General features: G+C 32.2%; 16 protein-coding genes. 10 read left to right on the top strand and 6 right to left on the bottom strand.

All coding sequences use genetic code 11. The features are described 5' to 3' along the window. The first annotated feature begins 41 nt into the window (after positions 1-41). The 3 genes from OZP08_RS10270 (at position 42) to OZP08_RS10260 (ending at position 4,118) form a co-directional block, all read left to right on the top strand. Complete coding sequence (locus tag OZP08_RS10270) at positions 42-1,313, top strand: YaiO family outer membrane beta-barrel protein (RefSeq protein ID WP_281321773.1); 1,272 nt, start codon at positions 42-44, stop codon at positions 1,311-1,313. Positions 1,314-2,082: 769 nt separating this feature from the next. After that, positions 2,083-2,505, top strand: coding sequence for a response regulator transcription factor (locus OZP08_RS10265; protein ID WP_268845996.1), 423 nt, complete (start codon positions 2,083-2,085; stop codon positions 2,503-2,505). A gap of 263 nt (positions 2,506-2,768) precedes the next feature. Beyond that, positions 2,769-4,118 (top strand): DEAD/DEAH box helicase, encoded by a 1,350-nt coding sequence (locus tag OZP08_RS10260; protein WP_268845995.1) that lies wholly within the window; start codon positions 2,769-2,771, stop codon positions 4,116-4,118. A 117-nt stretch (positions 4,119-4,235) separates the two neighbouring features. Here OZP08_RS10260 and OZP08_RS10255 read toward each other — a convergent pair whose 3' ends face one another. Further along, the gene (locus tag OZP08_RS10255) at positions 4,236-4,601 is read right to left on the bottom strand and encodes a nuclear transport factor 2 family protein (RefSeq protein WP_268845994.1); all 366 of its coding nucleotides are present in this window, start codon (positions 4,599-4,601) and stop codon (positions 4,236-4,238) included. Between the two features lie 6 nt (positions 4,602-4,607). Next, on the bottom strand, positions 4,608-5,717 hold the full coding sequence (locus tag OZP08_RS10250; RefSeq protein WP_268845993.1) for a lactonase family protein: 1,110 nt from the start codon (positions 5,715-5,717) through the stop codon (positions 4,608-4,610). A gap of 182 nt (positions 5,718-5,899) precedes the next feature. Here OZP08_RS10250 and OZP08_RS10245 point away from each other — a divergent pair, with 182 nt between their 5' ends. From OZP08_RS10245 to OZP08_RS10230, 4 genes are all read left to right on the top strand, one after another. Beyond that, positions 5,900-7,828, top strand: a complete 1,929-nt coding sequence (locus tag OZP08_RS10245; protein WP_281321772.1) for a BatA domain-containing protein — start codon at positions 5,900-5,902, stop codon at positions 7,826-7,828. Between the two features lie 102 nt (positions 7,829-7,930). Beyond that, positions 7,931-9,184, top strand: coding sequence for a dihydroorotase (locus OZP08_RS10240; RefSeq protein ID WP_281321771.1), 1,254 nt, complete (start codon positions 7,931-7,933; stop codon positions 9,182-9,184). A gap of 9 nt (positions 9,185-9,193) precedes the next feature. Beyond that, positions 9,194-9,523: a hypothetical protein gene (locus OZP08_RS10235; protein WP_268845991.1), complete on the top strand. Its 330-nt coding sequence runs from the start codon at positions 9,194-9,196 to the stop codon at positions 9,521-9,523. Between the two features lie 81 nt (positions 9,524-9,604). Further along, the gene (locus OZP08_RS10230) at positions 9,605-10,252 is read left to right on the top strand and encodes an alpha/beta hydrolase (protein ID WP_268845990.1); all 648 of its coding nucleotides are present in this window, start codon (positions 9,605-9,607) and stop codon (positions 10,250-10,252) included. A gap of 58 nt (positions 10,253-10,310) precedes the next feature. On the opposite strand, the gene OZP08_RS10225 is transcribed toward OZP08_RS10230, so the two are convergent. Continuing rightward, on the bottom strand, positions 10,311-10,811 hold the full coding sequence (locus tag OZP08_RS10225) for a hypothetical protein (RefSeq protein ID WP_268845989.1): 501 nt from the start codon (positions 10,809-10,811) through the stop codon (positions 10,311-10,313). A gap of 5 nt (positions 10,812-10,816) precedes the next feature. After that, positions 10,817-11,581 carry an MBL fold metallo-hydrolase gene (locus OZP08_RS10220; protein WP_281321770.1) on the bottom strand — a complete coding sequence of 255 codons (765 nt, stop codon included), beginning with the start codon at positions 11,579-11,581 and terminating at the stop codon, positions 10,817-10,819. Positions 11,582-11,679: 98 nt separating this feature from the next. Here OZP08_RS10220 and OZP08_RS10215 point away from each other — a divergent pair, with 98 nt between their 5' ends. Further along, entirely contained in the window at positions 11,680-13,140 is a 1,461-nt protein-coding gene (locus OZP08_RS10215) for a TonB-dependent receptor (RefSeq protein ID WP_281321769.1), read from the top strand. Positions 13,141-13,329: 189 nt separating this feature from the next. Here OZP08_RS10215 and bcp read toward each other — a convergent pair whose 3' ends face one another. After that, a complete protein-coding gene (gene bcp / locus OZP08_RS10210) occupies positions 13,330-13,782 on the bottom strand; it encodes a thioredoxin-dependent thiol peroxidase (RefSeq protein WP_268845988.1) in 453 nt (150 codons plus the stop codon). A gap of 146 nt (positions 13,783-13,928) precedes the next feature. Between bcp and OZP08_RS10205 the strand changes: the two genes are divergently transcribed. Next, entirely contained in the window at positions 13,929-14,579 is a 651-nt protein-coding gene (locus OZP08_RS10205; protein ID WP_268845987.1) for an endonuclease III domain-containing protein, read from the top strand. Positions 14,580-14,886: 307 nt separating this feature from the next. On the opposite strand, the gene OZP08_RS10200 is transcribed toward OZP08_RS10205, so the two are convergent. Then, positions 14,887-15,474, bottom strand: coding sequence for an RNA polymerase sigma factor (locus OZP08_RS10200; protein ID WP_268845986.1), 588 nt, complete (start codon positions 15,472-15,474; stop codon positions 14,887-14,889). A 558-nt stretch (positions 15,475-16,032) separates the two neighbouring features. Between OZP08_RS10200 and uvrA the strand changes: the two genes are divergently transcribed. Next, positions 16,033-18,828 (top strand): excinuclease ABC subunit UvrA, encoded by a 2,796-nt coding sequence (uvrA, locus tag OZP08_RS10195; protein WP_281323606.1) that lies wholly within the window; start codon positions 16,033-16,035, stop codon positions 18,826-18,828. Positions 18,829-19,054 lie beyond the last annotated feature (226 nt).

Below are 19,054 nucleotides of genomic sequence, written 5' to 3'. Positions count from 1 at the left end.
GCAATAACATATATGACCAATAACAATTAACTTTTACATATATGAAACATATAAACCACATCAAAATCATCTTTATCCTTTTTCTTGTATTCGGAATGGCGAATAATAATTCCGTTTGGGCCCAAAAAATAGATATCGACAGTCTTTTGAATGTTGCCATAAAAGAAGTAAACAAAGATAAAAACTATGAATCGGCATTGAAGAAAACCCAATTGGGAATGAAATTAGCTCCTGAATATCTCGATTTTCATTTACTAACCGGTAGAATTTATCAGTTAACCAATGTAAAAGACAGTGCTCGATACTATTATAATTATGTCATTAGTAAAAATCCTGTTTATGAAGAAGCTTATACTTACCTCATCAATATGGATCTTGAAGAAAAAAATTATACCGATGCTGAGATAGTAGTCAATAAAGCTATTGAAGCACATCCTGGAAAAAAAGATTTTCGATATAAAAAGCTCACCATTTATGAATTGCAAGGAGAAAAGAAAAAAAGTGAAGACTATCTAAAAGAAATGCAAGCTATGTATCCTAAAGATTCTGATTTCAAACTGCATTATTTTATTGAAAACAGCAGACTCAAATCAGATCGTATTGGGGTGAATTACAATTTTACAACCTTTGACAGATCTGGATATGGGCCTTGGCATTATGGAAGTTTACAATACATTTGTCAACGAAATTGGGGATCAGCCATTGCCAGAGTCAATTATTCTAACAGATATGCTAATGGAGAAAGCGTAATCAATGGTATTCAATATGAAGCTGAGAGTTATCTTTTTACAGGTAAAAACAGTTATTCCTACATTGGAGCTGGATATAGCGACGATCCAGTATTTCCTAAATTAAGGCTTGGATATTCCTTTTTTCAAAATTTCAATAAAGGCTGGGAAGGAGATCTAGGCATACGCTACATTGATACCGATGACACCAACTTTGCTACTGCCGTTCTTGGAATTGGAAAATATCTAGGTTCCTATTGGCTCAATCTAAGATCGTATTTTCAATTTGACAACGATACAGTTTATCCGGCTTTTACACTAACAAGTCGTTATTATTTCAACACCCGTTTTGATTACTTAACATTAATAGCAGGTTACGGAACTTCGCCAGATGAGCGTACAACCCTTGGACAAATTGAACAACGTTTATCACTTAATTCCTTTAGAATTGGAGGTGGTTATTATAGATTGTTTGGAGAGCATTATGTAACAGGCATACAATTATCTATAAACGATCAAGAATATTCCCCAGGCTTGAAGCAAATTGAAACCGAAATTGCTTTGATGTTTCAATATCAGTTCTAAAAACATATTGTAAAAGACATTTTTATACCAAAGCTAAAAAAATCATACTCCCTAAAAATCAAAATTCACAACACTATTGTCCTTCCCATAGAACCTATTACTTTTAATTCTCTCTAGGCTAATCTTTTGATCTCTAACTAATTATTACTGTTTTTGATGAAAAAATAATATAAATAAATTTGTACAAAAAGATAAAAAAACGTACTTTTAACGATAATTAATGTCATACATAGACAAAAGGTAAAATCACAGCTAACAGATTGCAAAATTATAGCTTTCTTTTTTACTAATATTTAGCCTCTAATGAGCAACTTCCTTAGGAGTCAAATCTTAGAAAGAAAAAAAATAAGCCTCCCCCTTTGCAAATGTTCTGTAGATTATTGATAAGAGCAAGTTCATACATAGAGATTATTATAATTTGATAAAACTCAGAAAAGCAATAACACAGAAAGGAAATCCCAAAAGGACAACTTCAGAATTGATTACTATATATTGATTATTTCATATAAAAGTATAGTTGGTGTAATTACCTATTCCTTACTCTCAAAAATTACACAAAATTTAATATCACCCAATCCCACAAACTTAACCTCACGTTCTTAACCTAATTCAGAGACACAAAAACATTAATAATCAAAAAATGTTCTCAAAGAAGTTTGGCATAATTGTTGTTTCATAACAGCAAATGCATTACAACTGATTTTTTATTCATTTCATCGGTTTTTTATATCAATCCTGTTGGATGGTTAATCATTAAAATAAAAAAATTATGGATAATACAGATTTAAAAATATTAATTGTAGAGGATGATGTATTAATGATAAAAATCCTTGAGTTTATTCTAAAAAAAGAAGGATATCAAGTAACAACATGTAAAGATGGCTTGATTGCTATTGAAAAAATTCCAGTGTTAATCCCTGATTTAATTATTACCGATATTATGCTTCCTTTTCGCTCTGGATTAGAAATCATTGGTTATACTAAAGAAAACTATGAAACTATTCCTGTGATAGTGGTTTCATCATTAGGAGAAGAGGAAGGAACGGTTGTAGAAGCTTTTAATCTTGGTGCCGATGATTTTGTTTCAAAACCATTCAATCCAAACGAATTATTATTGAGAGTGAAACGCTTATTCACAAAAAGAAATCTCAGCATAAAACCAAAAGAGGAAAATATAAATATTAGTGCTTAAAAAAGTCATCAAATAATCCAAGAACAAAGAATAACACTCTTTTAAATTCACAGCAAACCCTAATAACTATTACCACAAATAGTATATGGGGTTTGCTTGTTTTTTTATCAATCAATGATAAATTAATACTTATTCAAACGATTTTACCAACACAAACTTCAAGAGTATTATAGATCAATATGTTATCAAATAATGCCAAAGTTAGTACAAGCTTTCGATCCTTAGTTTCAAAAAACCTATCTTTGCACAAAATTAAAATACAAATGAGTACTTTCGAACAATTCAATCTTCCTAAATCTGTACAAAAAGCAATAACCGATTTAGGTTTTACATCTCCAACTCCTATTCAGGAAAAAACTTTTTCTGTGATAATGTCTGGCCGTGATATGATGGGAATTGCACAAACCGGTACTGGTAAAACATTTGCCTATTTACTTCCTTTATTAAAATTATACAAATTTACACCAGGTCATACTCCAAAAATAGTAATCCTTGTTCCAACTCGCGAACTTGTAGTTCAAGTGGTGGAAGAAGTTGAAAAACTAACCAAATACATGTCTGTTCGCACCATTGGAATTTTTGGAGGGGTAAATATCAACACCCAAAAAACAACAGTGTATCAAGGATGTGATATTCTTGTGGGAACTCCAGGAAGAGTTATGGATTTAACATTAGACAATGTAATCCGTTTTGAAGAAATGCAAAAACTGGTTATAGACGAGTTTGACGAAATGCTAAATTTAGGTTTCCGTACCCAATTGACCGCTATTTTGGCAATGATGCCTAAAAAGCGTCAAAACATACTATTCTCAGCAACTATGACTGACGAGGTAGATGCCGTTTTGAATGATTACTTTGATTATCCTAAAGAAGTTACACTTTCACCATCAGGAACCCCATTAGAAAATATTACACAAATCACATATCAAGTTCCTAATTTCAATACCAAAATCAATCTTTTAAAACACTTATTACAAACCAACGAAGACATGAGTCGCGTATTGGTTTTTGTGAATAACAAGAAGATCTCGGATATGGTTCACGAACGCATAGAGGAAGATTTTGAAGGTCAGTTTGGTGTTATTCACTCCAACAAATCTCAAAATTACCGTTTGAACACTATGGCTGAATTCCAGGAAGGAAATCTACGTGGACTAATCACTACTGATATTATGGCAAGAGGTTTAGATATTTCGAATATTACACACGTAATTAACTTCGAGATGCCTGAATTACCTGAATTATACATGCACAGAATTGGTAGAACGGGACGTGCTGATGCTACTGGAACAGCAATAAGTCTTGTAGCTCCACGCGAAGAAGAATCAAAAATTGCTATTGAAATTTTAATGGATACTGAGCTAGACATTGAAACTTTTCCAGAAGAAGTTGAAGTATCTGATAAATTGATTGGACCAGAAAAAGACAGGCAGCCTATTAAGATTTTGATAAAAAAACAAAAACTAGTAGGTGAAGGTGCTTTTCATGAAAAAAGCAAAAAGAATAAGAAAGTCAATTTAGGAGGACCAGGAGTAACCAAGAAAAAAACACACGGTTCAGTAAATAGAAACATGCTGAAAACAAGAGACAAAAAGAGAAAAAACAAGAAATAGTAAACAGAATTAAGTCGTCAATATTTATATCTTTTACTATTTGACAGTCTTAATTTCCAATAAAAAAATAGCCCATGATCGATCTCATGGGCTATTTTTATCTCTAAACTTTATCAATTATAACAAAACACAATTTCCGGCAATTACTTTCCAAGAATCGTCAAATAATTTCCAAACTCTTAAATATCGGTATTTACCATCCAAAGATTGCTCATCATATTTACCATTCAACACCAAAGTTACCGCTACAATCACAGTATCATCGATGACATTTATAATTTGATCACTAGGCAATATTGAATTAATAATTATACTTCCCGATCTATAATTATCTAAATCCATATTCTTAGTTATTGTCATCCCATTTGGAATATTAAAAAGCAAATCATCATGCAATAATTCGTCTAAAACAGTGATATCGGATTCCTGTATAGCCTTTAAAAGTCTATTTTCGTTTTCTACAATTTGATCTTTGCTATTCATATACAACTAATTATTAAAAATTAAACAAACAGGAGAACATAGGTCAATTTTTTTCCCTGTATCAGTTAGAGTTCCTTTTCGTTTATGAATCTTAAAAATCATAATATCATTGGTATACTGATGTGCTACCAAAAGAAACTTCCCAGTTGGATCAATCACAAAACTTCTCGGTCCTTTCCCCAAAGTACTTACTTCCCCTATTGGCTCTAATTTCCCTTTCTTTAAAATTTTAAAAATCGAAATAGTATTGGCCTCTCCTCTATTCGAAGCGTATAAAAATTTCCCGTTAGGCGAAATATGAATATCGGCTGAGCTAGGAGCTCCTTTAAAATCTTTTGCTAAAATACTGGTTTCATTAATTGGGGTTAACTTCCCTTCTGCATAGCTGAAAGTAGTCAATGAACCATCTAATTCCTGTAACAGATACATGTATTTTCCTTTCTTTCCAAACGTTAAATGTCTAGGTCCACTACCCGCTTTTACAGAAACACTATCTTTTAATGTTAAAACATCAGTAGTTGCAGTTGGGTTATAATTATACACATACACTTTATCGTTTCCTAAATCATTGCTTAAAACATATTTCTTATCTGGCGAAAAATAAACCATGTGAACATGTGATTTTTCTTGTCTATCTGCATTTGTACCATTACCATAATGCTGTATAACCTGCTTTGCTTCGGTTAAACCACCATCCTGCTTTTTACCAAAAACCGAAATACTCCCACCAGAATAATTGGCAACAATTACATTTTGATCATCATTAATGATATAACAAGGGTCAGCGCCTTTAGAACTTTCTTTATTGATAAAACTTGGCTTACCACTTACGGAGTCAAACCCAAAAGAGCTTATAGTGCTTTCCTCACCGTTTTCATTTACTGCATAAACAAATTTATTATCCTTAGAAAATGATAAATAACTTGGATTGACAATACTGTCCGAAGATTTTTTCAGTCTCATTTGAGCATTATTGGTATCAAATTCATAAGTATAAATGCCTTTGCTATAACATGTATTGGTATAAGTACCAACAAGAAGATTCAATAAGTTTTTTTGGGCCTGCATTGAAGCTACGGTAGAAATTAATAGAAGAAATAGATAAACTTTTTTCATATTTTATAATTTTCAAAGAATAGCGAAAATACTTATTATCTTTTTAAATCACAGTATTTGTTTGCAGTTTTGAAAAATAATGGCAACATCATAAAAAACTGTTTACAAATTTGTATTTTTGACACACAAAATTCAATGAATATCATTGTAATAAAATCCTGTGAAGCAAACAAAACTTTAGAATGCACTTTAAACAGCCCGAAATTCTATACTTTCTATTCTTATTGATTGTTCCAATTTTGGTGCATTTGTTTCAATTAAGACGATTTAAAAAAGAATATTTCACCAATGTTCGTTTCCTAAAAGCACTTGCAATTCAAACCAGAAAGAGTTCCAATATCAAAAAATGGTTGCTTTTGGCGTGCAGAATACTTTTACTAACTTGTATTATTCTTGCCTTTGCACAACCCTTTTTCGAGTCTAAAGACAGTAAAAATGCCAGCAATGAAATGTATATTATTCTGGACAACTCCTTTAGTATGCAAGCCAAAGGAAAAAAAGGGGAATTACTAAAACGTGCCGTTCAGGAACTACTCGAAGAAACTCCGGAAAACACCAACTTTTCATTACTTACCAATACCAATAATTATTGGAATACGGATATCAAAACCATTCGAAATGAATTGCAAAACCTAAAGTATAGTGCAATTCCTTTTCAACTGGACAATATAATCGCTAAAGTAAAAGCACACAAATCAGCTTTCAAAAAAGATATTATAATCATTACCGATGCCGTGGGTTTATCCCAAAATCAATTAAAAAATATCGGCAACGATAACATTCCTTATTTTATAATTCCAAAGGCAGAACAAAAAAACAATGTAGCTATCGATAGTGTTTTTATTCACCAAACACTAGATGATTTTTATGAATTAGGGATTGTTACCACCAACTACAGTACAGATTTCAAACCTGTTCCGATGGCTTTATACAATCAGAATAAACTGATTGCTAAAACTATAATTAATTTTAAGAACAAAAAAGAAACCATCAATTTTACAATTCCAAAACAAGCTTTTCATGGCTACGTTTCTATAGAAGACAATGATTTGGCCTATGACAATAAATTATTTTTTAGTATTTCAAAAATCAAAAAAACCAATATTATTAGCATTGGCGCTCCAGAAAAAAACAATTTCTTGAGTCGAATCTATACGAATGATGAGTTCAATTATAGTTCTTTCACCTTAAGCACTCTTGATTACAACAGCATTGACAAACAAGATGCAATTGTATTGAATGAACTTGATGAAATTCCACAATCCTTACAAACCACTTTAAAATCCTTTGTGAGCAAAGGCGGAAATCTTATTGTAATTCCATCCGAAACCGCCTCAATAACCAATTTGAATGCGTTACTAAATCAGTTTGGCTCCACTCAATACAAATCATTAGAATCGAATGAAAAACTGATTACCAAAATCAACTTTAATCATCCATTATTTGCAGGTGTATTTGAAAACAAAACAAATAATTTTCAATATCCAAAAACTAAAAAAGAATTCACGATTTCGACTACAAGTTCAGCCATTCTAAACTTTGAGGATCAATCACCATTTTTAATAGCGCTTAGAAATACTATTTCATCTGTTTATGTGTTTTCGGCTCCGTTGAATCTATCAAATTCTAATTTTCAACTGTCCCCATTGATTGTTCCAGTTTTCTATAAAATGGCATTAAACAAGCAAAATAATGGAATTAATGCAAACACCATAGGAAATAACAGCTCTTATCTTGTTTCTACTTTATTATCTAAAGATGAAATTCTAAGTGTAAAAAACTCAGAAGAACAATTCATCCCAGTACAACAACTGTTAAATAATAAAGTACAATTGTTTTTTAATGATTATCCAGAGAAAGCGGGCAATTTCACTATTTATGATTCCAAAACGCCAATAGAAAACATCAGTTTTAATTATGCTAGAACCGAAAGTAATTTGGATCAAATTGATGAAAGTTTGTTATCCAATTATAAAACGAGTGATTCCATTACAACCATTTTTGACACGTTACAAACCAACCGAAGTGACAATCAAATTTGGAAATGGTTTATTATCTTTGCACTGTTATTTTTAGCGTTAGAAATGGCAATTATAAAATTTATAAAATAACAATTCGATTACTAAAAATTACAAAGTACACATGAAGTCGCGAAGAATGAGAATAAAGAATTGCGACAATATGTTCCCATAAAAAGCAAATAATAACTACACATGAAAATAATCATCCGAGAAGCAAAAATTATCGATTCGAAAAGTCCTTTTCACAACCAGACTGTAGATCTTTTAATTGTAGATGGTTTTATAAAAAAAATTGGAAAGGCACTTCCAAATACTGATGATGCCGAAGAACTAAAACTAGAAAACCTTCACCTTTCACAAGGATGGTTTGACAGTAGTGTTTCCTTGGGAGAGCCAGGATTTGAAGACCGGGAAACTATTGCAAACGGGCTAGATGTTGCTGCCAAAAGCGGTTTTACAGCCATTGCTTTGCAACCCAATTCATTCCCTATTATAGACAATCAAGCTCAGGTTAATTTTGTAAAAAGTAAAGCCAATGGTTTTGCCACACAATTGTTTCCGATAGGTGCTCTAACCAAGGAAAGTGAAGGTAAAGACATGGCCGAGTTGTATGACATGAAAAACTCTGGCGCAGTAGCTTTTGGCGATTATACCAAAAGTTTAGACAATGCCAATCTCCTAAAAATAGCCTTGCAATACGTACAGGATTTTGATGGACTAGTCATTGCTTTTGCACAAGACGACAAAATAAAAGGAAATGGCGTCATGAACGAAGGTATTGTTTCTACACGATTGGGACTGAAAGGCATTCCGAATCTAGCAGAAGAATTACTGATTGCCAGAAACTTATTCCTTCTAGAATATACTGGCGGTAAAATGCATATCCCAACCATTTCTTCAGCAAAATCGGTACAATTAATCAAAGAAGCCAAAGCAAAAGGACTTAACGTTACTTGTAGTGCAACCGTACATCATTTAGTATTAACGGATGAGAAACTAGAAGAATTTGACACACGATATAAAGTGACTCCACCATTGAAAGCTGAGAATGACAGACAAGCATTACTCAACGGAATTCTAGATGGAACTATCGATATGATTACTACAGATCATAACCCTATCGATATCGAACACAAAAAAATGGAGTTTGATATGGCCAAAAATGGAACCATAGGACTAGAAAGTGCATTTGGCGCCTTAATGACTGTACTCCCATTAGAAACTATAATCGAAAAATTTACCTCAGGAAAAACCATTTTCAGTATTCCAAACAATAGTATTAACGAAGGCGAAATAGCCGATATTACTTTGTTTAATCCGGAAGGTAATAGTGTTTTCACAAAAGAAAACATACTTTCAAAATCAAAAAATTCAGCATTCCTAGGAACCAATCTAAAAGGAAAAGCGTATGGAATTTTTAACCAAGGGAAATTAATTTTAGGATAAACAAATAGCATGAACAATACTACTATCGAAGCTGGAAAAACAGCCGCAATCACCAGTTATATTTTAGGTATTGGTGTATTTATAGCCATGTCTATGAATGCCGAAGACAAGAATGAATTCGCTTCCTTTCATATCCGCCAAGGATTGGGGTTAACAATCACCTTTATTTCATTAGGACTAATCATTAGTAACTTTGACAGCCTGATGATTTCTGCACCAATGTGGGTTTTCATTTCAGTTTTATGGACTTATGGCATATTTGGCGCAATAAAAGGTGAGACAAAACCTCTTCCATTATTGGGAACTTATTTTCAAAAATGGCTTAAAAGCATTTCTTAAAATAAATTCAACTTTATTTAGAATAAATCATAAAATCTGATTCCGTCCCGAAACTTCGGGATAGGAACTAAAATATAAAAAATGAATCTATCCTTAGAATATAAAATAAGAGAACCCAAAGTAATTTTAGATAAAAACCCAGTCATACTAATGCTTCATGGTTACGGAAGCAATGAGGCTGATTTGTTTTCTTTTGCTACAGAATTACCGGATGAATATTATGTAATTTCGGCGCGTGCTCCTTATGATTTACAATACGGAAGTTACGCTTGGTATGCAATAAATTTTGATGCTGATCAAAACAAATTTTCAGATAATGATCAAGCCCGAATTTCCAGAGATACAATTGCTCGCTTTATTGATGAGTTAGCAAGTAACTATGCTATTGACTCTAATAATGTGACTCTTTTTGGCTTTAGCCAAGGATCAATTTTGAGTTATGCTGTAGCACTTTCGTATCCAGAAAAAATCAATAAAGTAGTAGCTATGAGCGGTTACCTCAATTTAGAAATCGTAGCCGAAGATTATTTAAAAAACAATCTAAACCAACTTAAAATATTTGCTTCACACGGAACTGTAGATCAAGTAATCCCTGTAGATTGGGCTAGAAAAACCCCTGGGATTCTAGAAAAATTAGGAGTTGCTATTGTTTATAAAGAATACCCTGTAGGCCATGGGGTAGCACCACAAAATTTTTATGATTTAAAAAACTGGTTAGCTCAAAATTAATATTCAGTGTTTAGTTTGTTAGTATCAATTAAGTGCTAACAAACTAAACACTTTTTTTTTACTTCTGATATAGAAGAGACTGATTAACTTCGAAAGAAACGCTTTCATCGTCATTGATAAAGTATTTCAACAACACCTCTCCCCAATATTCTCCATCGCTATAATCAGCAATTATCCAACGGTGATTTAATACTTTTACTTTGTTAATCACAAATTTATTGGCTCCCAATTGTTCTTGTCCAATATAAGGATTCCCTTTTGGATTTGCATTTAAATCCAATAATTGTGCAGTAATATAAGGAATTAAGGTAGCATAGTTCCTTATTTTATCAGACTTTACCGTTTCAAAATAATTTTGGGCATTTTCATTTTTCTCCAATGAAAAATAATTAGCATCAGACAATTTATTGGTAACAGATTGCAAACTGTCTTTTAATTTAGCTGTCGTTTTTTTATATTTTTCTTGCTCAAAAGTTACCTCTTTACTTAAAAACATATAGGTATAAACATTAAAAACTAAAGACAAAATTAAAGCGTAAAGGAGGAATGATTTTTTCATGTATATTAAATTGTAATTTCTAAATTATCATAAGCTAAGAAAACATTATCAGGAAGCTCTTTTTGTACTTCTTCATGAAAACCCAGAATATGACTTATGTGTGTAATATAGGCCTTTTGTGGCTTGACCAAAGTTATAAAATCTAATGCTTCCTGCAAATTGAAATGACTATCGTGCAGTTCTTCCCGTAAAGCATTAACCACCAATACTTTTAAGTTTTTTAATTTATCAACTTCACTATCTTCAATGGTTTTAACATCGGTTAAATAAGCAAAATCATCAATTCTGTATCCAAAAACCTGAAGACTTCCATGCATAACATTAACAGGAATCACCATTTTATCACCAATAGAAAATGGCTTATTATTTTCTACTTCAAAAGTTTTTACAGAAGGAGCTCCCGGATATCTATTTTGGGTTTCAAAAATATAATCAAACCGTTTTTGGAGATTTTCAATAACTCGCTTATGAGCATAAATTGGCATCTCACCTTGTCTGAAATTAAAGGGACGTATGTCATCCAGACCTGCAGTATGGTCAGAATGTTCGTGCGTAAAAAGAATTCCTTCAACTTTTTTGCAATTGCTAGTTAACATTTGTTGTCTAAAATCCGGACCGCAATCAATAACATAAGAATGATCATCCCAAGTAATCCAAACCGAAACTCTAAGTCTTTTATCCTTACTATCAGTACTTTTACACACCTCATGATCACTCCCTATAATAGGAATTCCTTGTGACGTACCTGTTCCTAAAAAATATACCTTCAACTCTGTTAGTTTTTTTTACAAAAATAGAATTAATTCTCTTTCATAAGCAGCCTATTTCATTAACTTTGTAACATAATTGCCGAATTTAAACAAAAAAAATGGAAGCCAAAATAAAACTAAAAGGAGACAAAGTCATTGAGCAAATTCCTTCTTTAAAGGACAAAGCACTTCGTATCAATTTAAATGAAAACATTTACGGGACTTTTGCTGAAATTGGGGCTGGTCAAGAAACAGTAAGACATTTTTTTAGATCAGGTGGATCATCTGGAACAATCGCAAAAGCAATGTCTGCATATGATAAAGACTTTAGTGATGCGGTTTATGGAGTTGAAGATGACGGCCGTTATGTAACAGAAAGCCGACTTAAAAAGATGCTTACCTTTGAAGGTGAACTGATCGAAGAACGATTAAGCCGAACAAAACATCCTAACAAATTGTTTTTCAGTTATGCCAATACAGTTGCTACAATAGATTTTGCTAAACAATTCAAAGGTCACGGATGGGTAGGAATTAGATACCAACTTGATCCAAATGAAGCCTACAATGAGATTATTATTCACATTCGTTTCAAAGAAACAGATTCTAGGTTGCAACAAGAAACACTTGGTGTACTTGGTGTGAACTTAATATATGGTGCCTTTTACAAATACAATGATCCTAAAAAACTATTACGTTATTTATACGATCACTTAGACAAAGATCAATTAGAGATTGACACTATCAATTTCTCTGGTCCACGTTTTGCAGATGTAGACAATCGATTGATGAGTTTACAATTGGTAAAAAATGGCATGACAGATGCGGTAATGTTCAATCCAGAAGGAAAAAATATCCTTCCAGCTGCAATTTTATACAAGAAAAACATCCTTGCCTTTAGAGGCAGTTTCCGTCCTGTTACTAAGGTAAACATGGACATGTACAAAGAATCATTAAAAATGTTTCTGGAAGAAAACAAAGTAGAGAAAGAAAATACTTTAGTAATTTTTGAGATTACATTGTCTAATCTTCGTTCTGATGGAGAAATTGACGAAAGAGATTTTATGGATAGAGCGGAATTACTTTGTTCATTAGGGCAAACAGTAATGATTTCTAATTTCCAAGAATATTATAAAGTAGTTGAATATTTCTCTAACTACACTAAGGCCAGAATGGGTCTTGCCATGGGAGTAAACAACTTGATTGATATCTTTGACGAAAAATACTATCGTCACTTGAGCGGTGGAATCCTTGAAGCTTTCGGGAAATTATTCTATCGCGACATGAAAGTATTCTTATACCCTATGCTAGGTGAAGATGGAGAAATAATAACTTCTGCAAATTTAAAAGTACATCCTAGAATGAAAGAATTGTATAAATTCTTTAAATTCAACGGAAAAGTAGTAGATATTGATGACTATAATCCTGAAATTTTAAAAGTATTCTCTCGTGAAGTATTAAAAATGATCAGTGAAGGAAAACCAGGTTGGGAATCTATGCTACCTCCAGGAGTTCCTGAATTAATCAAAGAAAAACATCTTTTTGGATATCACCCAAATTCACTTTTGGAAACGAGCAATTAAGATTTCATCATCCATAAAGAGATATAACTTTATTAAAAAATCCAAGAAAACAAATTGTCATTCTTGGATTTTTTTTATTTTAAAAAGTGAGTTTTAAATATCCGTCATCAATATTACAAAACTATTTTATGCCATTCCACCGATTCTGAAAAGGCGATATTGCATAAATAATTTTTAATTAAATACTCCCTATCCCAATATCTGATTAGCGTGAGCCTTTGTTTTTACTTCTGAAATTACTTCATCAATAATTCCGTTTTCATCAATTATAAAGGTAGTTCTATGAATTCCATCATATTCTCTTCCCATAAACTTTTTTGGGCCCCAAACTCCAAAAGCTGAGATTACAGATTTATCTACATCTGCTAGCAACGGGAACGGAAATTCGTATTTATCTTTGAACTTGGCTTGTGCTTTTGCACTATCCGCACTCACTCCTAAAAGAGCATAATTATTGGCTTGAAAACGCTCAAAATTATCTCTCAAATCACATGCTTCTGCTGTACAACCTGGTGTAGATGCTTTTGGATAAAAGAAAACCACTAACTTTTTACCAGCATAATCAGCTAGTTGATGCAGTTTACCATCTTGATCTAAGCATGAAAAATTAGGTGCTTGATCTCCTTTTTTTAATATAGTCATTTTTTTTTCGAGTTGCTGAGTTAGTTATTAAGTTGCTAAGATACTAAGTTTCCGAGATTGTTTGTTAATGTGTAATTGTGCTTTTTAGTTTAATTTTTAAAATCTTAGTACCTTAGCAACTTAGAATCTTAGTAACTTAGAAAAAAATGACCAAACAGGAACGCATAACATTTGTCATAAATACATTAAACGAATTATACCCTACGATTCCTATTCCGCTGGATCATAAAGATCCATACACATTATTGATTGCCGTTTTACTTTCGGCTCAATGCACAGATGTTAGAGTAAATCAGATTACACCTTTACTTTTTGCAAAAGCAGACAATCCGTACGACATGGTTAAACTTTCTGTAGAAGAGATTAAGGAAATCATTCGACCTTGCGGATTATCGCCTATGAAATCGAAAGGTATTTATGGTTTGTCACAAATTTTGATAGAGAAACATAACGGAATTGTGCCTCAAAGTTTTGAATATCTGGAAGAATTACCAGCAGTAGGACATAAAACAGCAAGTGTAGTCATGTCACAAGCTTTTGGAGTACCTGCGTTTCCAGTTGATACACACATTCATAGATTAATGTATCGTTGGAATCTGACCAATGGAAAAAGTGTGGTTCAAACCGAAAAAGATGCCAAACGCATATTTCCTGAAGAATTATGGAATGATTTACACTTACAAATTATTTGGTACGGACGTGAGTATTCACCTGCGCGAGGTTGGAATTTAGAAAAAGATATCATAACCAGAACAATCGGGCGAAAATCAGTTTTGAGTGAATTTAACAAAAAATGAATCGGCTATAAATAACAAATTTCACTAATCTTTTAAGAAAATTAGTGAAATTGATTACTCAAGCTTAGCTTTTAAAGCTTGAAATTCTTTATTTAGAATTTAAAAAGAGTATTAATTGACAATAATCTCAAAAACCTCTCCCTCTATTTTGACAACTTTTAATGCCTTCGAGTAATTTAATAAAAAAGAGACTATCTCTTTATCTGGTTTCATTTTTTTGGTGATTTTTGACTTTTTAGAGTAATTCTTTTCCATAAGTATATAAAGTTTGATTTTATATTAAAACGGAAGAATACTTTATTTATTGTCAATTCGTCAAAATGATTTGATTTTTTTCTATTATTTTTCTCAAATTCATTAAGGCATAGCGCATTCTGCCCAAAGCAGTATTAATACTCACCCCTGTTAGTTCAGAAATTTCTTTGAAACTTATATCATGATACATTCTCATGATTAGTACTTCTTTTTGATCCGCAGGAAGACCTTCTATTAATTTTCTAAGATCTACCTCTACTTGATCTGCTATAATTTGATTTTCAACAGTTAGAGATTCATCTGGCATAATTGAAAAAATAGAAAACTCCTCTGTTTCTCTAAACAATGGCATTTTTTTCACTTTACGAAAATGGTCAATAATTAAGTTATGAGCAATTCGCATTACCCAAGGCAAGAATTTACCTTCTTCGTTATAGGAACTGGTTTTTAAAGTTTTTATCACTTTGATAAATGTATCCTGAAAGATATCATTAGAAATGTCTCTATCTGAAATTTTAGAGTAAATAAACCCATAAATTTTAGATTCGTGTCTTCTGATTAATGTAGCCAATGCACTTTCGTCACCGTCAACATATTCTTTTACCAATAAAGCGTCAGATATTTGTATACTATTAGCCATAACAATTCCTTTTAGATTAATAAAGTTTGGGGGAGTTCTCTTCTAAAAAGTAATTTTGTTATATAGGCTTATTATAGTTTTAGCAGTTAGTTATGAATGACAAATTTAACACAATTTTATCTTAATACACAATAAAAAATAGCATAAATATCATTTTGTTTACAAATAAAGCCAATTCTTCACGATTATTCTCACCAGTAAAACCACCAATCATACACCTCAAACACCTGTAAACCAGTTAAAAACAAAACAAAAAGTTATTTAAATATAGTAAATAAAGAAATTTTAAAATTATTCGCTTATTAAATTTCTATTAACATTTGTATAACGATTTAAAAAAAAATAATTAAAACCTAAAAGTAACTTTTAAGGAAAGATATGTCAAAATAAATCATGAATCTATTAAACTTCTTATTAATACCCCTTTTTCAAAAACTACATTATTATTAAAAATACAACTGATAAAACAAGAATGGAGTAAAAAAACCAAATTTTGAATACAATCCTATAGACATTCACATATTAAAATTAAGTACTTTTGTGAAAATTCATTTTAGTATGCCAATTGATATTTCCAAACTCGATCCAAAGAAAAACATCATTATAAAAGGAGCGCAAGTACATAATTTAAAAAATGTAGATGTTGCAATTCCAAGAAATAAACTTGTGGTTATAACTGGGCTTTCGGGCTCTGGAAAATCAAGTTTAGCTTTTGATACTTTGTATGCTGAAGGGCAACGCCGTTATGTAGAAAGTTTATCATCCTATGCAAGACAATTCTTAGGACGATTAGACAAACCAAAAGTAGAGTACATTAAAGGAATTGCTCCTGCTATTGCTATAGAACAAAAGGTAAACACCACTAATGCACGTTCTACAGTAGGAACATCTACAGAGATTTACGATTATATCAAACTTTTATTTGCTAGAATTGGTAGAACGTATTCACCAATTTCTGGTCAAGAAGTCAAAAAAAACACAGTTACTGATGTAGTGACTGAAGTCAAAAAATTTGACCCAGACAGCAAATGGCTGCTCCTTGCCCCTATTCATCTAGAGGAAGGGAGACAACTGGAAGAAAAACTAAAAGTCTTACTACAACAAGGATTTGCAAGGATCTTGGTCAACAATGAAATGGTTCGTTTAGATGATTTCACCCTAGAAGAACAACACTCTTTAGACCATAAAGATATTTTACTCATAATTGACCGAATCGTAGTCAAAGATGAAGAAGAGTTTTACAATCGGTTATCAGACGCTGTGCAAACCGCTTTTTTTGAAGGAAAAGGGATTTGCTATTTGCAGGAATTAAATTCAGACAAAAAGCTTTCGTTTTCCAATAATTTTGAACTGGATGGTATTACTTTCTTAGAACCTAATGTACATTTATTTAGTTTCAATAATCCTTATGGTGCTTGCCCAGCTTGTGAAGGCTACGGAAATATTATAGGAATCGATGCCGAATTGGTCGTTCCAAACACTTCACTTTCAATTTTTGAAAATGCCATATTTCCCTGGCGTGGTGAAAGCATGGGTTGGTATAGAGACGAATTGGTCAATAATGCCTATAAATTTGATTTCCCAATACACAAGCCTTATTTTCAACTGACAGAAGAGCAAAAAGACCTGATTTGGACTGGAAATAAGTATTTCCAGGGACTAAATGACTTTTTTAAAGAACTTGAAGAGAAAAATTATAAAATCCAAAACAGAGTAATGCTTTCTCGTTACAGAGGAAAAACCAAATGTCATGTCTGCAAAGGAAAAAGATTAAGAGTTGAAGCTTCTTATGTAAAAATCAATGGTAAAACCGTATCTGATTTAGTAGATTTACCTATTAAACACTTGGTAGAATTTTTCAAAAAAATTGATTTAGAGGAATATGAAAAACAAATCGCTAAACGATTATTAATCGAAATCAATAATAGGTTGTCATTTTTAACCGAAGTTGGTTTGAATTATTTGACTTTAAACCGAAATTCATCTACTCTGTCAGGAGGAGAATCACAACGTATCAATTTAGCGACTTCATTAGGTAGTAGTCTTGTGGGATCTATGTATATTCTGGATGAACCAAGTATTGGTTTACACCCAAAAGACACGGAACGCTTAATTAAAGTTTTATTGTCATTACGTGACCTTGGTAATACCGTAATAGTGGTTGAACATGATGAAGATATTATGAAAGCCGCCGACATGATTATCGATATAGGTCCTGAAGCTGGAACCTTGGGGGGAAATCTAGTCGCGCAAGGCACTTATGACGAAATTCTTAAATCAAGCTCTTTAACCGCTAAATATTTAAACGGAGATCTAGAAATTACTGTTCCTAAAAAGAGAAGAGCTTTTAAAAATTTTATCGAAATAAAAGGCGCAAGAGAAAACAATTTACAGAATATAGATGTTACTTTTCCTCTTGATGTTTTAACTGTCATAACAGGAGTTTCTGGAAGTGGAAAAAGTACACTTGTCAAAAAAATTCTTTTCCCAGCCATGCAAAAAAAGCTGGATAATGCAGGAGAAAAAGCAGGACAGTTTAGTGAGCTTTCGGGTTCATTTTCACAAATTAAGCACATAGAGTATGTAGATCAAAATCCTATAGGTAGGAGTTCCCGATCTAATCCGGTAACCTACATCAAGGCCTATGATGATATTAGGGATTTGTATGCCAAAGAAAAACTTTCTAAAGTAAGAGGATATCAAGCCAAACATTTCTCTTTTAACGTTGATGGAGGAAGATGTGAAACTTGCAAAGGCGAAGGATCTATAAATGTAGAAATGGTATTCATGGCCGATGTGCAATTGCCTTGTGAAACTTGTAACGGAAAGAGATTCAAAAAAGAAGTTTTAGAAGTAACCTTTGATGGAAAGAATATTAATGACATCCTAACGATGACCATTGATGACTCCATTATTTTCTTTGAAAAGAATAAACAAACAAAAATCACCCAAAAACTGCAACCCCTACAAGATGTAGGTTTAGGATATGTACAATTAGGACAATCCTCATCAACCCTTTCAGGTGGTGAAGCTCAACGTATAAAACTCGCTTCCTTTTTGGTAAAAGGAACCATCAAGGAAAAAGCTCTTTTTGTTTTTGATGAGCCTACAACAGGATTGCACTTTCATGACATCAAAAAACTAATGGCTTCCTTTGATGCTTTAATCGAAAAAGGACATTCTATATTGGTAATAGAACACAATCTCGACTTAATAAAATGCGCAGATTGGGTTATAGATCTTGGTCCTGAAGGAGGTGAAAACGGTGGTTTACTACTTGCTGTAGGTACTCCTGAGGAAGTCGTAAAAAACAAAAAATCAATTACAGCAAAGTATTTGAAGGAGAAGTTATAACTCATTTCTTTTTAGAACAAAAAGCCACGTCTCAACATCAATTGGGGCGTGGCTTTTTAATATGTTTTTATAGGCAAGTAAAATAGTGTAGCTTATATAATTTACAATTCTTTTCTGAAACAAAAATCATGGGGATTATATTCGATCTTATGCAATGTGATCTTAAGCTTATCTTCAGATAAAATTCCAATCCTCTTAATCAAACATTTTTTTATTTTTAATACAA

The organism is Flavobacterium aestivum (assembly GCF_026870175.2).
In the GTDB taxonomy this organism is placed as follows: domain Bacteria; phylum Bacteroidota; class Bacteroidia; order Flavobacteriales; family Flavobacteriaceae; genus Flavobacterium; species Flavobacterium aestivum.
The sequence above is the reverse complement of the archived record's forward strand: the minus strand, read 5'-3'. Positions and strand labels throughout refer to the sequence as shown.

Excerpts from the sequence above, each read along its gene's own strand:
- OZP08_RS10230 (WP_268845990.1), top strand. The coding sequence starts at position 9,605 with ATGAATCTATCCTTAGAATATAAAATAAGAGAACCCAAAGTAATTTTA.
- OZP08_RS10250 (WP_268845993.1), bottom strand. The coding sequence starts at position 5,717 with ATGAAAAAAGTTTATCTATTTCTTCTATTAATTTCTACCGTAGCTTCA.
- OZP08_RS10215 (WP_281321769.1), top strand. The coding sequence starts at position 11,680 with ATGGAAGCCAAAATAAAACTAAAAGGAGACAAAGTCATTGAGCAAATT.
- OZP08_RS10260 (WP_268845995.1), top strand. The coding sequence starts at position 2,769 with ATGAGTACTTTCGAACAATTCAATCTTCCTAAATCTGTACAAAAAGCA.
- bcp (WP_268845988.1), bottom strand. The coding sequence starts at position 13,782 with ATGACTATATTAAAAAAAGGAGATCAAGCACCTAATTTTTCATGCTTA.
- OZP08_RS10200 (WP_268845986.1), bottom strand. The coding sequence starts at position 15,474 with ATGGCTAATAGTATACAAATATCTGACGCTTTATTGGTAAAAGAATAT.
- OZP08_RS10235 (WP_268845991.1), top strand. The coding sequence starts at position 9,194 with ATGAACAATACTACTATCGAAGCTGGAAAAACAGCCGCAATCACCAGT.
- OZP08_RS10240 (WP_281321771.1), top strand. The coding sequence starts at position 7,931 with ATGAAAATAATCATCCGAGAAGCAAAAATTATCGATTCGAAAAGTCCT.
- OZP08_RS10270 (WP_281321773.1), top strand. The coding sequence starts at position 42 with ATGAAACATATAAACCACATCAAAATCATCTTTATCCTTTTTCTTGTA.
- OZP08_RS10255 (WP_268845994.1), bottom strand. The coding sequence starts at position 4,601 with ATGAATAGCAAAGATCAAATTGTAGAAAACGAAAATAGACTTTTAAAG.
- OZP08_RS10225 (WP_268845989.1), bottom strand. The coding sequence starts at position 10,811 with ATGAAAAAATCATTCCTCCTTTACGCTTTAATTTTGTCTTTAGTTTTT.
- OZP08_RS10245 (WP_281321772.1), top strand. The coding sequence starts at position 5,900 with ATGCACTTTAAACAGCCCGAAATTCTATACTTTCTATTCTTATTGATT.
- OZP08_RS10205 (WP_268845987.1), top strand. The coding sequence starts at position 13,929 with ATGACCAAACAGGAACGCATAACATTTGTCATAAATACATTAAACGAA.
- uvrA (WP_281323606.1), top strand. The coding sequence starts at position 16,033 with ATGCCAATTGATATTTCCAAACTCGATCCAAAGAAAAACATCATTATA.
- OZP08_RS10265 (WP_268845996.1), top strand. The coding sequence starts at position 2,083 with ATGGATAATACAGATTTAAAAATATTAATTGTAGAGGATGATGTATTA.